This window comes from Paenibacillus sp. DMB20, assembly GCF_000987955.1.
In the GTDB taxonomy this organism is placed as follows: domain Bacteria; phylum Bacillota; class Bacilli; order Paenibacillales; family Paenibacillaceae; genus Paenibacillus_AQ.
The window spans coordinates 71,423-86,171 of sequence record NZ_LAZU01000032.1; the positions used below are offsets into that span (position 1 = coordinate 71,423).

General features: G+C 51.2%; 11 protein-coding genes and 4 pseudogenes. 10 read left to right on the plus strand and 5 right to left on the minus strand.

Features of this window, described 5'->3' with window-relative positions; all coding sequences use genetic code 11:
* Window positions 1–86: 86 nt before the first annotated feature.
* A pseudogene (locus XI25_RS16160) lies at window positions 87–1,674 on the minus strand (DEAD/DEAH box helicase).
* Between the two features lie 289 nt (window positions 1,675–1,963).
* Between XI25_RS16160 and XI25_RS16165 the strand changes: the two are divergent.
* The 4 genes and pseudogenes from XI25_RS16165 (at window position 1,964) to XI25_RS16180 (ending at window position 6,156) form a co-directional block, all read left to right on the plus strand.
* Window positions 1,964–2,785, plus strand: a complete 822-nt coding sequence (locus XI25_RS16165) for a YitT family protein (RefSeq protein ID WP_046679479.1) — start codon at window positions 1,964–1,966, stop codon at window positions 2,783–2,785.
* 183 nt (window positions 2,786–2,968) lie between these two features.
* Window positions 2,969–3,157 carry a hypothetical protein gene (locus XI25_RS16170; RefSeq protein ID WP_200901442.1) on the plus strand — a complete coding sequence of 63 codons (189 nt, stop codon included), beginning with the start codon at window positions 2,969–2,971 and terminating at the stop codon, window positions 3,155–3,157.
* 313 nt (window positions 3,158–3,470) lie between these two features.
* Window positions 3,471–4,634: a putative glycoside hydrolase gene (locus tag XI25_RS16175; RefSeq protein WP_046679480.1), complete on the plus strand. Its 1,164-nt coding sequence runs from the start codon at window positions 3,471–3,473 to the stop codon at window positions 4,632–4,634.
* Window positions 4,635–4,787: 153 nt separating this feature from the next.
* Window positions 4,788–6,156 (plus strand): annotated as a pseudogene (locus XI25_RS16180) (MATE family efflux transporter).
* A 120-nt stretch (window positions 6,157–6,276) separates the two neighbouring features.
* Here the strand turns inward: XI25_RS16180 and XI25_RS16185 are convergent.
* The 3 genes from XI25_RS16185 to XI25_RS16195 all read right to left on the minus strand — a co-directional run bounded on the left by XI25_RS16185 (window position 6,277) and on the right by XI25_RS16195 (window position 8,634).
* Window positions 6,277–6,483, minus strand: a complete 207-nt coding sequence (locus XI25_RS16185) for a DUF3906 family protein (protein WP_046679481.1) — start codon at window positions 6,481–6,483, stop codon at window positions 6,277–6,279.
* 75 nt (window positions 6,484–6,558) lie between these two features.
* Complete coding sequence (gene pfkA / locus XI25_RS16190; protein ID WP_268794529.1) at window positions 6,559–7,512, minus strand: 6-phosphofructokinase; 954 nt, start codon at window positions 7,510–7,512, stop codon at window positions 6,559–6,561.
* Between the two features lie 39 nt (window positions 7,513–7,551).
* The gene (locus XI25_RS16195) at window positions 7,552–8,634 is read right to left on the minus strand and encodes a tetraprenyl-beta-curcumene synthase family protein (RefSeq protein WP_046679483.1); all 1,083 of its coding nucleotides are present in this window, start codon (window positions 8,632–8,634) and stop codon (window positions 7,552–7,554) included.
* 295 nt (window positions 8,635–8,929) lie between these two features.
* On the opposite strand from XI25_RS16195, the gene XI25_RS16200 reads away from it, so the two are divergent.
* A complete protein-coding gene (locus XI25_RS16200) occupies window positions 8,930–10,117 on the plus strand; it encodes an MFS transporter (protein ID WP_046679484.1) in 1,188 nt (395 codons plus the stop codon).
* A 167-nt stretch (window positions 10,118–10,284) separates the two neighbouring features.
* Here XI25_RS16200 and XI25_RS16205 read toward each other — a convergent pair whose 3' ends face one another.
* The gene (locus XI25_RS16205) at window positions 10,285–10,482 is read right to left on the minus strand and encodes a cold shock domain-containing protein (protein ID WP_036624279.1); all 198 of its coding nucleotides are present in this window, start codon (window positions 10,480–10,482) and stop codon (window positions 10,285–10,287) included.
* 180 nt (window positions 10,483–10,662) lie between these two features.
* On the opposite strand from XI25_RS16205, the pseudogene XI25_RS16210 reads away from it, so the two are divergent.
* From XI25_RS16210 to XI25_RS16230, 5 genes and pseudogenes are all read left to right on the plus strand, one after another.
* Window positions 10,663–10,897: pseudogene (locus tag XI25_RS16210) on the plus strand (hypothetical protein).
* A gap of 3 nt (window positions 10,898–10,900) precedes the next feature.
* Window positions 10,901–11,083: a hypothetical protein gene (locus XI25_RS16215; protein ID WP_046679485.1), complete on the plus strand. Its 183-nt coding sequence runs from the start codon at window positions 10,901–10,903 to the stop codon at window positions 11,081–11,083.
* 192 nt (window positions 11,084–11,275) lie between these two features.
* Window positions 11,276–13,066 (plus strand): oligoendopeptidase F, encoded by a 1,791-nt coding sequence (gene pepF / locus XI25_RS16220; RefSeq protein ID WP_046679486.1) that lies wholly within the window; start codon window positions 11,276–11,278, stop codon window positions 13,064–13,066.
* 104 nt (window positions 13,067–13,170) lie between these two features.
* Complete coding sequence (locus XI25_RS16225; protein WP_046679487.1) at window positions 13,171–13,494, plus strand: LapA family protein; 324 nt, start codon at window positions 13,171–13,173, stop codon at window positions 13,492–13,494.
* Between the two features lie 78 nt (window positions 13,495–13,572).
* Window positions 13,573–14,608: pseudogene (locus XI25_RS16230) on the plus strand (M42 family metallopeptidase).
* Window positions 14,609–14,749: the final 141 nt, after the last annotated feature.

Below are 14,749 nucleotides of genomic sequence, written 5' to 3' on the forward strand. Positions count from 1 at the left end.
ATGACGGATTTAATAAATGAAAAAAAAGACGGGGCTACCGCCGATCGGGCGGTGCTCCGTCTATTCATTGTTTAACCTGTGGCAGCTTAGCTGTTGAACGAATCGTCGCCGCTCCGGTTCGGTCTGCGGTCGTTGTTGTAGGAGCGGGGCTTGCGGTCGCCGCTGCCGCTGCGGTCGCGGTTGTAGCTTCCGCCTTCACGGTTATAGCCGCCCTCGCGGTTGTAACCGCCCTTGGAGTATCCGCCGCGTCCGCCGCCGCTGTTTCGGTCACGGTTGTAGCCGCCGCTGCGGCCGTTATATCCGCCGCTCGGCTTGCGCCCGCTGCGGATGTCCGGCTTCCGGCGCTTCACGCGGATCGGATCTTCCGGTGTCAGCTGGATATCCGCTTCTTTCTTGTCGTCGCCTGTCAGCAGCTTCATGGCCGCAGCCAGAAGTTGAACGGAATCATACTGCTCCAGAAGCTGGATGGCCAGTCCTTTATATTCGTTCAGTTCGCCGTTCTCGATAATATCAAGAACGCGTTCCGCAATAATGCGCTGTTTGCCTTCGATCGCTTCGGCCATCGTCGGCAAAGGCTTGCGCGGAATGCGGTGGCGCGTTACCCGCTCGATGAAATGAAGATGATCCATTTCCCGCGGAGTAACGAAAGACCAAGCTGTTCCTTCCTTACCGGCACGGCCCGTACGTCCGATACGGTGTACATAGCTCTCCGGATCCTGCGGAAGGTCAAAGTTCACAACGTGAGAGACGCCGGACACGTCGAGACCGCGCGCCGCAACGTCTGTCGCTACGAGTACGTCAATGCTTCCGTCGCGGAATTTGCGCATAACGGTATCCCGCTGATGCTGGGACAGGTCGCCGTGCAAGCCGTCCGCAGAGTACCCGCGTTTTTTGGAGCGCTTCGGCAAGCTCGTCGACGCGGCGCTTCGTGCGTCCAAAGACGATGGCAAGCTCAGGGGATTCGATGTCGATCAAACGGCTGAGGGCTTCGAACTTTTGACGTTCCGGCACCTCAATATAGGCCTGGTCGATCAGAGGAGCACTTACATGCTTAGGGATAACCGAAACATGCTCCGGGTCTTTCAAAAACTGTTGGGCAAGCTTATGAATGTTAGGAGGCATGGTTGCCGAGAACAGCAAGGTTTGGCGTTCTTCCGGCACCATTTTCAAAATGGACTGGATGTCGTCCATGAAGCCCATATCCAGCATTTCATCGGCTTCGTCCAGAACGACCGTCTGCACATCGTCAAGGCGAATGGTTTTTCTGTTGATGTGGTCAAGCAAACGACCCGGTGTGCCGATAATGATCTGGGGCTTCTTTTTCAAGGCGCGGATTTGGCGGCCGATATCCTGACCGCCGTAAATCGGAAGGCTGCGGATACCTTTAAATCTGGATAATTTGCCGATTTCTTCGGCGACCTGAATGGCAAGTTCGCGTGTCGGTGTCATGACCAGAGCGACAATGCGCTCCTCTTCTCTTGAAATTTTGGAAATCAGCGGAAGGCCGAAAGCTGCGGTTTTGCCTGTGCCTGTCTGTGCTTGTCCGATCATGTCTTTCCCGGAGAGGGCAATCGGAATGGATTGGGATTGAATCGGAGTGGCTTCTTCAAAGCCAAGCTCTGTTATTGCCTGAAGCACGCGCGGCTCCAGGCCAAAGTCTGCAAATGTTTTCAATAGGTTCATACTCCTTCTATCTAGTGGACATCCCACTTTCTTCTCTGTATTCTTAAGTAGCGGTGACGTTTATAGGCTTTCCCGGCCCGCAGGATTTTCTGCATGAGGGTGGACCGTTAATTTATGTTGCCGCCAGTCCGAAGGTCGGCTAATGTATAATCATCCTGATAAGCATGCAAAGTTATCATTGTAACGAACTACTCAAGAATATCCAATACATTATATCACAAAACTAATGCGGAATACCAGCAAGCTCCTTTTAGTCATACTATTACCTGAGGTGATCCTTTTGTTGAAGCGTATTTGGAGCTACCTTGCCATTTTATTCGGCGGGGTGGTCATCGCGTGCGGATTTAACCTGTTCCTGATTCCGCATCATTTGCTCAGCGGCGGCGTTTCCGGCCTGGCCATGCTGATCGGTTATTTTTCCCCGTTCAATATCAGCGTTATGTATTTTGTCCTGAATATCCCCATCCTCATCGCAGGATGGATCCAGATCGGCAAGAAATTTATCGGGCTCAGCGTTTTATCTGTTGTGACGGTGACCGTTCTTCTCGAATTCATTCCGGTCAAAGCCGTAGCCTCGGATATGCTTCTGTCCTCCGTCTTTGGCGGTGTCCTTGTCGGCGTTGGCGCAGGCATATCGTTCCGGGTTGGCGGATCAACCGGCGGATTTGATATCATCGGGTCCATCGTGACGCGTTACCGGGACTTCCCGGTCGGAACCGTGCTGGTCGGGATGAATGCGATCGTTATTTTGGCCGTGGCTTATCTGGAGAATGACTGGAATCTGGCGCTCGCCTCCATGCTGTCCATATACGTAACGGGTCGTATGATCGATTTGCTCCACATCAATCACATTAAAGTTACCGTATATATTGTAACCGACCAGACGGATGCCCTGCTGGAAAAACTTTTGAAGCGTCCTCGCGGCGTGACCAAGATCAAAACCGAAGGCGCCTTCACCCATAAGGAAAAAGATATGCTGATGACGGTAACGACGCGGTATGAACTGGCCGAGCTGAAGACCATCATTAAGGAAACCGATCCCCAAGCCTTTGTGAATATTGTGGAGACCGTAGCCGTGATGGGGCAATTCCGCAGAGGTTGAATTCTTCTTGGTTTTGTGAGATAAAAATGTTTTTGTGGTATAATATTAGTGCGCGGTTCCTAAAATATTGTTAAGCTCTACCCAGGCCATTCCCCGGCATCTTTTATTTGCTTTTCCGTTTTACTAAGAAAAAACGTCCTGCCTAGCCTAATAACAAGGAAGGAAAGGGTGATTTTTGTGGAAATGGAAACGGTAAAACTGTCAGAAATCGTCTTGAAATGGTTTCCGGACCTGCTGCCATTCTTTAGGCAAAACGAGCTGAATTCCATGATCGTGTTAAGGGACGGGCTCGGCATTCTGGAAGAGGAAGACGCCTTGGAGATCATCCAATACAGTATTTGCGAGCACCAGGACCATGCTCATCTTCATTGATTTTTCGATCTTATGCAAAAAGATTTGGAGTAATGCCGTTTCTCCCGGTACCCCGTGGAGAAGCGGCATTTTTTTATTATAGGAGGAAGACGATTTCTTCCCTTGCCCCATCCGTTGCCCTGAAAAAATCGATCCATAATCTGGACTGTCCCCGTTTGAATCGCTCCCGTTCCGTTTAAAAAAACTAGGTACCGGATAGAAGTAAAAATCCCTGTTACACATCGGTTGTAAGAATGTAACAAACCTGTTCTTTTTATTGTCTTCCGTTCCTTTATAATCATGTAGTGAATGTACGCAAGGGAGAGAAATCATTATGAACATCATCTTGGCTTTACTCATTTGGACTGCGGGCGGCATGGGCGCGGTCAGCCCGTCGGAGGGCCATATTAGTCTGCTGCAAAATTCGGTAAACGCGGCCATCGTGCAGCAGCAATCCGGAAATGCCGGCTCGGAATCCGTGACGGTGAAAGCGGATCCCCAGGAGCAAGCTCCCAAGGTCAAGGGGATTTACGTTACGGCCTACAGCGCCGGCGGATCCCGTATGGAACAGCTCGTGAAGCTCGTTGACAAAACCGATCTCAACGCCATGGTGATCGACATCAAGGACGATGCAGGATACATAACCTACAAAACGGATAATCCCAAGCTTCAGGAAATGGGCAAGTCCCAGCCGTTCATCAAGGACATAGACAAGCTCATGTCCAGACTGCAAAAACATGACATTTATCCGATCGCCCGGGTTGTCGTATTCAAAGACACCGTCCTCGCCAAAAAGAATCCCGAGCTCTCTTTCCGGAAAGGCGACGGCAGCGTATGGCAAAACGGCGGTGGAGACAGCTTTGTTAATCCGTACAGCAAAGAGGTCTGGGATTACAATATCGAAATCGCCAAAGAAGCGGCCAAGCTCGGATTCAAAGAAATCCAGTTTGATTACGTCCGTTTCCCGGAAGGATTTGAAAAACGGGCCGATTCGTTGAAATATACGAAAAATAACCGTTCCCGGGTCGATATCGTCTCGGATTTCGTTAAATACGCCCGCAAGGAACTTGCTCCGCTCGGCATCCGGGTATCCGTCGACATTTTCGGATACGCGGCGTCCGTTCCCGCCGCGGAAGGAATCGGCCAGGACTTTGTAAAAATCTCCAAGCATGTGGACGTCATCAGCCCGATGGTTTATCCGAGCCACTATACAACCGGCTGGTTTGGCTCCAAGGTGCCGGACAAGGCTCCCTACCGGACCATCAAGGGCTCCATGAAAGATACGCACAAGAAGCTCGACCCGCTCGGTTCCTACAAACCGATCATCCGGCCATGGATTCAGGATTTCACGGCCAGTTGGCTTGGCAGCGGCAACTATGCCAAATACGGCAAAAAGGAAATCGAAGAACAAATCCGCGCTCTTCACGATATGAAAGTGGATGAATATTTGCTCTGGAATGCAGCCAACCGCTATACCCAGGGCGTCAATTACAAGTAACCGACAAACCGCCATCATTGCTTCTATATCCGGAAGGCCCGGCAGCCAGTGCCGGGCCCTTTTATATCGGCAGGATTTGTTAATTGTGTAACTCTGCGATACAATAAGGAATTGTCCGCCATTATTATTACTTTAAAAAGAAGGCTTTCAATCATGAATACTACGCACACATTAGGTCAAAAAGCAAAGCAGTTTGCCGTCATTCTGCTGCCGATCCTTATAACCCAGTTGGCTTTGTCGGCCATGACCTTTTTTGACACGAACATGTCCGGCAAGTTCAGCTCTGCCGATTTGGCGGGGGTTGCGATTGCCACCAGCATCTGGATCCCGGTCCAAACCGGGCTCAGCGGCGTATTGATGGGAATAACCCCCATCGTATCCCAATTCATAGGCGCAAGGCGGGAAGATAAAGTTTCTTATCAGGTTATTCAAGCCTTGTGGCTTGCCGTCATACTATCTGTCGCGGTGCTTGGCATCGGCTATGCGGTCGTCCCGGCCGTATTAAACGGCATGAGTGTAGAGCCTGCCGTTCGGGAGATTGCTTTACACTATCTGGCGGCAATATCGACCGGCATCATCCCTCTTTTTGGCTACACGGTACTCCGGAGTTTTATCGACGGCCTCGGGCAAACCCGCATGTCCATGGCGATCACGCTTGTTTCCCTGCCCGTCAACGTTACGCTGAATGCCCTGTTTATCTACGGTCTTGCAGGATTTCCAAGGCTTGGGGGCGTGGGCGCCGGCGTCGCTTCCGCGATTACTTACTGGATCGTGTTTTTTGATCGCGGCCCTCGTCATCCATGGCATGCATCCTTTTTCCGACTTTCGCATGTTCCGAAGCCTTCCCCGCGTATCCTTAAAAGCGTGGAAAGAATTGCTGAAAATCGGGGTTCCGATCGGTTTCTCGATCTTTTTCGAAACGGCTGTGTTTGCCGCGGTCACGCTTCTTATGAGCAGCTTCGACACCATGACGATTGCGGCGCACCAGGCCGCCATGAACTTTGCATCGACGCTGTACATGCTTCCGCTGAGCATCTGCATGAGCCTTACGATCCTGGTCGGCTTTGAAGCAGGTTCCAAACGAATGAAGGATGCACGGCAGTACGCCAAGCTCGGGATCGGCGCGGCAGTCGTGCTGTCGCTTATCACGGCGGTTATCCTCTTTACGGCCGGCCGGCAGGTAGCAGGACTGTATTCCAACGAGCCGCAAGTCGTGGAGCTGATCCAACATTTCCTGCTGTACGCAATCTTCTTTCAAATATCCGATGCCATCGCAACCCCGACCCAGGGGGCGCTTAGAGGCTACAAAGATGTTAATATCGCCTTTATGCTAGCTTTTCTTTCCTACTGGGTGATCGGACTGCCTGTCGGCTATGTGCTGGCGAATTATACGGAGCTGGCGGCTTACGGTTATTGGATCGGCCTGATCACCGGCCTTGCCGTGGGAGCTGTTCTGCTCCTCCTGCGTCTGGTCAGAGTGCAGCGCAAATACGCGGAAACCAGTCTTGCGGCAGCAAAATAAACAAACATTGCGTTCGCGAAAAAAAACGAGGGCGTCCCAAAAGGTCCATTGACCTGGGACGCCCTCGTTTTTATCAAAAAAAAGAGCGGCCTGCAATCGAAAACGGCCAAACCTCCCTTTTTACAAACCTGTTTCAATCACATAAGCCACACCCGGCGTCAAACGTTTCTTCTCCAACAGGGTTACCTCCCGGATCTCCGGCATTGCCAGAAAATGCCGCTCCACATGTTCATCCACAGCATGAAAAGCTTTTTCCTCATCCTCTGCCGCAGTGATTACTACCAGCTTCCCTTGATCGCTTAGCACTTCCATACGGTATAAATACATATATCCGATTCCCCCGCCCCTCTCAAATTTGGAAAAAGCCCCGCGGGATCTCCCGCAGGGCTTGTCATGGCTGCATTACTGAGACAGGCGCAATGCCAGCTCGTACAGTTCCATATCGAACTCTTTCTTCGTATTGACGACTTTATCGATGTCCGTAAGTACGAGCTCGCCTTTGATCATGCCGCAGCCTTTATCGGAATGTCCCTCAATCAGGCTGCGAACCGCGAAATCGCCGAGGCGGCTCGCCAGATTGCGGTCGAACGGAGTTGGAGCTCCGCCCCGCTGAATATGTCCCAGAACCGTTACGCGGGCATCGATGGATGCGTGACGCTCTTTCAATGCATTCGCCACATCTTCGCCTTTGCCTACGCCCTCGGCTACAATGACGATACTATGGCGCTTGCCGTTGCAGAAGTTATCCTTCATCCGGTCCGCAATTTCGTCCATGTTGTATGGAACCTCCGGAACCAGTATCGTTTCCGCGCCGGAAGCAAGGCCCGCGTGCAGGGCAATATCGCCGCAATGGCGTCCCATAACCTCGACAACGGATGAACGCGCGTGGGAGGACATCGTGTCGCGAAGCTTGTTCACGGCGTCGACGACCACGCTTACAGCCGTGTCGAAGCCAATCGTATAATCGGTAAACGAAATATCGTTATCGATCGTACCCGGCAGACCCATCGTTTTGATGCCCAGCTTGCTCAGCTTGTTGGCCCCTTGATACGAACCGTCGCCGCCGATGACGACCAATCCGTCAATGCCGTGTTCGTTCAGGATATCCGCACCCTTTTGCTGGCCTTCAAGCGTCTTGAATTCCGGACAGCGTGCGGACTGAAGAATGGTGCCCCCGCGCTGGATAATGTCGCCTACGCTGCGTAGATCCATTTTATGAATTTCGTTATTCAGCAGACCCTGATAGCCGCGCTGAATCCCGTATACCTCAAGCCCGTGGTACAACCCGCTGCGCACAACGGCCCGCAGTGCCGCGTTCATCCCTTGGGAATCGCCGCCGCTGGTTAAAACTGCAATTTTTTTTAATTCCTGCCATGTTCATCTTCCTCCTTAATGTCACTCATTCTTATGCTTTCGGATCCATCGGCTGTTGACGAAGAAAAATAGACGAGTCATCGGACTTCTCTTCATCAACCGCTTGGACACGGAGCGAACCAATTGCTGCTCGCTGACTTTGGGATCGGATAAATATAAAGCCAGTAACCCCTCAATGATCATCCGATGAAAAGAAGTTGAGGGAATTGCCGCAACATCCTTCCGTGCCCACTCCACTATGGAAGCGATACGGTTCAGCATCGTATCGGCGTCTTCATAATAATTGCAGAAGTTAAGATCGCCGCCCAACCTGTCTTCGTCCTGATCGATCAGATAATCCAGCATAATGTGGAGACTGCATACATTGGGGAAGTAAGAAGCGTGAATGGCAGACGCATCCCGGTCGTCGAGAAACGGGTCGGTTGCCGCCAAAAACAGCATGAATACCCCAAGAGTAGAGCCCGTCGCTGCTGCAAACTCATTCCATCTCAGGTGAGGAGTACGGTGAGCATGGCTTGACCACCATTCCAGGAGCGAAGCCTCTCTTTTCTCCGGGTGAATGTGCTTATACACCTGAAGGTCCGTATACAGCTCTGCCAAGTCCCTGATGTAAGGTCTGGCCGCTTCATATCCCGAGAGCTGGCTGATGCAGGACCGGCAAGCCTGTACAAGGCGTTCAAGGTACCCGCCATCTTCTTTCTCCGAACGGAGCGCATAATAATCCGCGGGCTTCGAATCCGGCGTTACCGCATCCAGCATCGACTGGTGCAGCTGCCTGAAATCGGCAGGATCCAGGGAAGTGCTGCGGTCGCATAAATTATCCAGATAATCGCTGATCGTCTGGTAAGCCACGATCAAAGGAATCAAAATATGCTTGTCCGGCAGGCTAGCAGCGGCATATACCGCACCGCCCTGACAATGAAACCTTTTGGTTTCAATGCTTGCGAGCGCCTGCTTTCGGAGTTCGTCATCGGGAATGCGTTCGGCGTCCCGCCGCCATTTTTCCAGTTCAACCGCAACTTCCGGAAGAATAAATTTGTAGACCCTTCTCATGAGGCTGACCGGACTGCGCGGAACTTTACGGCTTAGCTCTTGATCATTCAATGAACTCTGCCTCCACATGGTTGTCTTTTTTATACCTATCCAAATCAAACCTATTATAATATGATCGACCCTTTTGTACAAATTACACACATCATTGAAAATATCGTTTTCGTTATTTTGGAGAATGTTTTTCATTTATTTTTGCGAAAACAATTCATTTTTCAGAAAAATCTTTACATTTTATTATTCGCTTCCATCACCTATGCCCGTTCTGTGGTATACTTGACACTGTTCATTTTTGACTTTATTAAAATTCCTTTATACGCAAGGCATCAACAGATTGGAGCAAAACCTCATGAAAACGACCGCCGGGCCGAGGCCGGACCAAAATTGGCTTCGCGCCTTCATGTTCACCATATTCGGAACAACCGCGCTTATCATCTCCTATTTTCCTCTATACTATAAAGAACTGGGATTTAGCAGCACCCAAATCGGTTACCTGTATGCGGTCGGGCCGCTGATTTCGATGTTCTCCAACATGATCTGGAGTATCGTGAGCGATAAATACCGGACCATAAAAAAAATCATGATCGCGCTCATCGGCAGCCAGCTGCTCCTGCTTCTCATCATGACGCAGGCATCCCGCTTCGGTGCCGTATTTCTGATCATAAGCCTGTTTTATTTTTTCTATTATCCCGTCTACCCGCTGGCGGATACGATGGCCATTCAAACCGCAAGGCGTTACGGCCGCAGCTTTACGGTCATCCGGGTATTCGGCTCGCTGGGCTACGCATTGTTCGCCCTCGTTATCGGTTACGTCATCAGCCTTTCTGGGGCTGATTGGGCGCTTGGCATCGGGATCGTCATCGGAAGCGCCGCGTTTCTGATCTCTCTCCTTCTCCGCGACGGCGTTGTGCAGCGGACCGGGGGAATGGAAATGTCGGATCTCTTAAAGGTGCTCCGCTCCAAAGAGATTGTCTGGTTTTTCATATGCGTCTTTTGTCTCGCGCTTGGACACCGGATGAATGAAGCCTTTCTCACGCTGACCCTATCCCAGCTTGGGGCGGGCGAGGGACTGATCGGGTGGTCTCTCATGCTTTCGGCTGCAAGCGAAATCCCGATCTTCTTTTTGCTTAGCAAATACGGAGACAAAATCAAGGAGCTGCCTCTTCTCGGTTTTGCCAGCCTGATGTATGCCCTCCGTTTTCTGCTTATGGGGCTGGCTGCCGACCCCATAGCGGTCCTTGCGGTCCAGAGTCTCCACAGCGTGACCTTCGGGGTCTTTTACGTCACGGCCGTCCGTTATATTACCCGTCTCGTTCCCGGGCGGTACCAGGCTACGGGCATGGCTTTGTTTACCGTCTTCTGGTCGAGCGCTTCCGGGCTGCTCAGCGGCACTTTCGGAGGCGCCTTGTTTGAAAACGCCGGGCGGCCTACCTTTTACTATATCGCCACCGCCCTTGCGTTCCTCGCGTTTTTGGGCTTCTTGGGAAGGCACTTGTTTGCCAAACCGGAAGATCATTACGCCGATTCGCTCAGTTAGCCGCATTCCGGCTAACTTGGCTTTCCTGTTCCTTGCATTGGCGGGCCCTGTCCCGATAAATACAAAAAGACACAGTTCCGAATGGAACTGTGTCTTCATGCCTTAGTAAACAAATATGTGATTAAGAAGCATCTTAATCTATAAGATCCCCGTTACCCGGAGTTAACTTACAGTTTGATTACGTTGGCTGCTTGAGGACCACGGTTACCTTCTGTGATTTCGAACTCAACCGCTTGGCCTTCTTCCAAAGTTTTGAAGCCGTCTCCTTGGATTGCGGAGAAGTGTACGAATACATCTTCGCCACCTTCAACTTGAATGAAGCCGTAACCTTTTTCTGCGTTAAACCATTTAACTGTACCTTTCAAATGAACAACCTCCTAAAATACCGCCATCTATGGCGAATATCCATATTATATCCCATGTTTTCTGACAATGCAATCCGTCATTTTCCTCCCCAAGCATATTTTTTAGTTTTCCGATTTGCTTTAGGACCAAGGGTGCGTTATCATTTACCCAAAAGCCCAATTGTAAACGGAGACATGCATATGATCAAAAAACATGAAATATACAAAAAAAGACAAATGGAACATGATGACGGTCGAGGTTCAGGGCCGCTATATCGTTCTGCGCGAAATTTCGGATCAGTGGGGCGAAGAAACGCATACGTTCATGAGCCGCCCAGCACTGATGCAGTGGGCGCAGAACCGGTTTCCGAAAGAGGAGTACGAAGGCCGCGAGGAGGAATGGAAAGATATCATGAATTCCTTCAAACAGGTGTAGCCGATGGACTATACGAACGTTGTCATCTTCATTATTTTGGCCTTCAGCCTGGGGCTGATCATGATCATGAACAAGGACCGCATACCGGCGAGTCTCCGGAGGGGGATGGCCATTACTTCCATCGTCATGATCCTGTTTGCCTTTTTCCTTATTGTATACAGTTTTTTCGATCTGGGTTCCTCATAAGCAAAGGATGAAATCGAAGGGGACGCGGCATACTATCGCTCGATGCATATTATCGAGGAGGTCCTGCCCATGAGAGGAGCCAAAGCCATAAGCCTGACGCTCGCGCTCAGTCTGCTCCCCATCCCCTGTCCCGACATCTCTGCCGAGTCGGCCCGGACTATATCATACGATCATCAAATAAGGAGGACTACCATGGAAAAAGTATTGAAGCGTTCCGAGGTTAAGCCCGAGCATCAATGGAAGCTGCAGGATCTGTTTGCCGACCAGAAGGCTTGGGATGAAACTTACAATGAAGTGAAACGCCTGACCGCAAACGTAAAGGGCTTTCAAGGGAAGCTGACAAACGCGGAGGCGATCAAGCAATGCTTCGAGCTGGAGGACGAGGTATCGCTGCATGCCGAGCGCCTTTTCGTTTACGCACATATGCATCATGATGAAGACACGGCTAATCCTACATACCAGGCTCTTACCCAAAAGGCCAAAAAGCTGAACGTCGAAGTGGGAGAAGCCCTCTCCTTTATTACCCCTGAAATTCTTGCTTTGAGCGAGAGCGAGCTGGAGAAGCTGATCGCGGACCCTTCGCTTGCGGATTACCGCTTCACCTTGACCGAAATGAAGCGCGAGAAAGCGCATGTGCTTTCCAAAACCGAGGAAGCGCTTCTTGCCCAGGTAGGCAACCTGTCTTCCGCCCCGCAAACCATTTTCGGCATGCTGAACAATGCCGATATGAAGTTTCCGAGAATCAAAGACGAGAACGGCAAGGAAGTCGAGCTTACGCACGGCAGCTACATCCAGCTCCTGGAGAATCCCAACCGAGAAGTACGGGAAGCCGCCTTCAAGGCAGTATATGAAACCTACGGCAAGCAAAAGAACACGATCGCCGCAACCCTAAGCGCCAACGTCAACAAGAACATTTTTTACTCCCGTGTCCGCAAATACCCTTCCGTTTTGGAAATGGCCCTCTACGGCGACAATATTCCGAAAGAAGTGTACACCAACCTGATCGACACGATCCATGAAAGCTTGCCGCTCCTTCACCGCTATATGAAGCTTCGCAAAAAGCTTCTCGGCGTGGATGAGCTGCATATGTACGACCTTTTTGCTCCGCTGGTGGAAGAGTACAAACTCGACATCACCTATGAAGAAGCCAAGAAGACGGTCAAGGAAGGCTTGCATCCGCTGGGCGAGGACTATTTGAAGAACCTGCAGTCCGGCTATGACGACGGCTGGATCGACGTGTACGAGAACGAAAACAAACGTACCGGCGCGTACAGCTGGGGAGCTTACGGCACCCATCCCTACGTGCTGCTGAACCATAAGGACAACCTGAACAGCATGTTCACCCTGGCCCACGAAATGGGTCATGCGCTGCACTCCTTCTACTCGGACAACAACCTGAAATACCGTGACGCGCAGTACACCATTTTCCTGGCCGAGGTAGCATCGACGACCAATGAGGCTCTTCTGATGGATTATCTCCTGAAGAAGTCCACCGACCCCAAAGAAAAAATGTATCTGCTCACGTACTACGCGGATCAGTTCCGCACGACCGTGTTCCGTCAAACGATGTTTGCCGAGTTCGAGAAAATCGTTCACGAGCGCGCCGAAAGCGGAGAATCGCTCACGCCGCAGGACCTTTCGGATATCTACTATGAGTTGAACGTGAAGTACCACGGCAAGGACATGACGGTAGATAAGGATATCGAGATGGAATGGGCACGTATTCCCCATTTCTATAACAGTTTCTACGTATACAAATACGCGACCGGGTTCTCCGCGGCGACCAGCTTCTCGAAACAGATTCTTGAGGAAGGGCAACCAGCCGTTGACCGCTATATGGGTTTCTTGAAGAGCGGCGGAAGCGACTACTCCATCAACATTCTGAAAAAGGCGGGCGTGGATATGTCCTCTCCGGAACCGATCCGCGAAGCGATGAGCGTGTTCGAAGACGTAATCTCCCAAATGGAAGAGCTCACCAAATAGGAATGACCCGCATGTCCTTCGAGAAGACTGTGCGATAAACGCCCATAAAATCCCTTGCCCCCCGAGGCAGGGGATTTTATACTGTTATGGAAGGAGGTGTCCATATGAAAATGCAATGGTCGCTCATTGCCGGTCTCCTGTTCGCGCTGCTTACCGCGGTATTCGCTGTGATCAACGTCGATCCGGTATCAGTCAATCTTTTGTTCGGAACATTCAGCGTTCCTTTGATCCTGCTTATTATCGGCTGCACGCTGATCGGCGGCCTAATCGTCGGATCGTACGGAATTTACCGGCAGTACCAGATGCAGAAAGAGATTAAATCTCTTGCGGCACAGCTCATACATATTCAGGAGGTTACGGGATACACCCCCGAACTTCAAGAAAACACGGAACCCAAGCCTGAAGAAGAGGACAAGCTTCCCGAATAAGGCCCATCTCCGTAAAACCAAAGTTTTTCCCGTTATGTTCGGGAAGCTTTATATTTTATTTGTAAGGAGCGCTTTATCGTGTCCATTCAACCGAATGAAACTTATATCCTGTCCCTGCTCAAAAAACTGCTGGATACGCCCAGCCCGACCGGTTTTACCGGCCATATCATGAAAGTAATCGAAAAAGAGGCCGCTTCCCTGGGAGTTAACGTCAGCCGAAACGAAAAAAGGCGGAGCCATCCTGTCCGTACAGGGTCAGGATACAAGCCGGACCGTCGGCCTCAGCGGGCATGTTGACACGCTTGGCGCCATGGTCCGGGCAGTCAAGTCTGAAGGCACTCTGCGCCTGACCAGGGTCGGAGGCTTCATGATGAACAGTATCGAGAATGAATACTGCGTCATCCATACCCGCAGCGGGAAAACCTACACCGGAACCATCCTGACCACGCAGCCTTCGGTTCACGTTTATGACGATGCGCGCACGTTCAGCCGCGAGGAAGCTCATATGGAAGTCCGCATTGACGAGCTGGTCGATAGCGCCGACGACGTGAAGAAGCTTGGCATCGCCGTGGGAGACTTTGTCTCCTTTGATTCCCGGGCGGTCATTACCCCAAGCGGCTATATCAAATCGCGCCATCTTGACGACAAGGCAAGCGTAGCGGCCCTCTTCGGCGTGCTGGAATCCATGAAACGGGAAGGCTGGAAACCCCGTTTCAACGTAAAAATCCTCATTTCGAACTATGAGGAAGTCGGTCATGGCGCGGCGTACATTCCTTCCGACATAAAAGAGCTGATTGCCGTAGATATGGGCTGCATCGGGGATGACCTGAGCTGCAAGGAGACCGACGTTTCGATTTGCGCCAAAGACTCTTCGGGACCTTACGATTACGAAATGACGGGACGTCTGATCGAGCTTGCGCAAGCGGAAGGCATTCCGTATGCTGTGGATGTATATCCGCATTACGGCTCCGACGCATCCGCCGCTCTTTCTGCCGGCAGCAATATCCGTGCCGCTCTGATCGGGCCCGGCGTCCATGCGTCGCATGCCATGGAGCGCACCCACAAGCAGGCCGTGCTGAACACAACCAAGCTGCTCGCCGCTTATGTAAAGTAACAAGCCGGAAGCGACTTCGACGTACATCCTGTGACCGATAGCGGTTTCTGTCACAAATGGAAGCCTAGCGATAAAGATAACTTATGCTTTCTTATCTTTTGAAAAAAATAGGGACGGTTCCCCAAGGTATATTCACCTGGG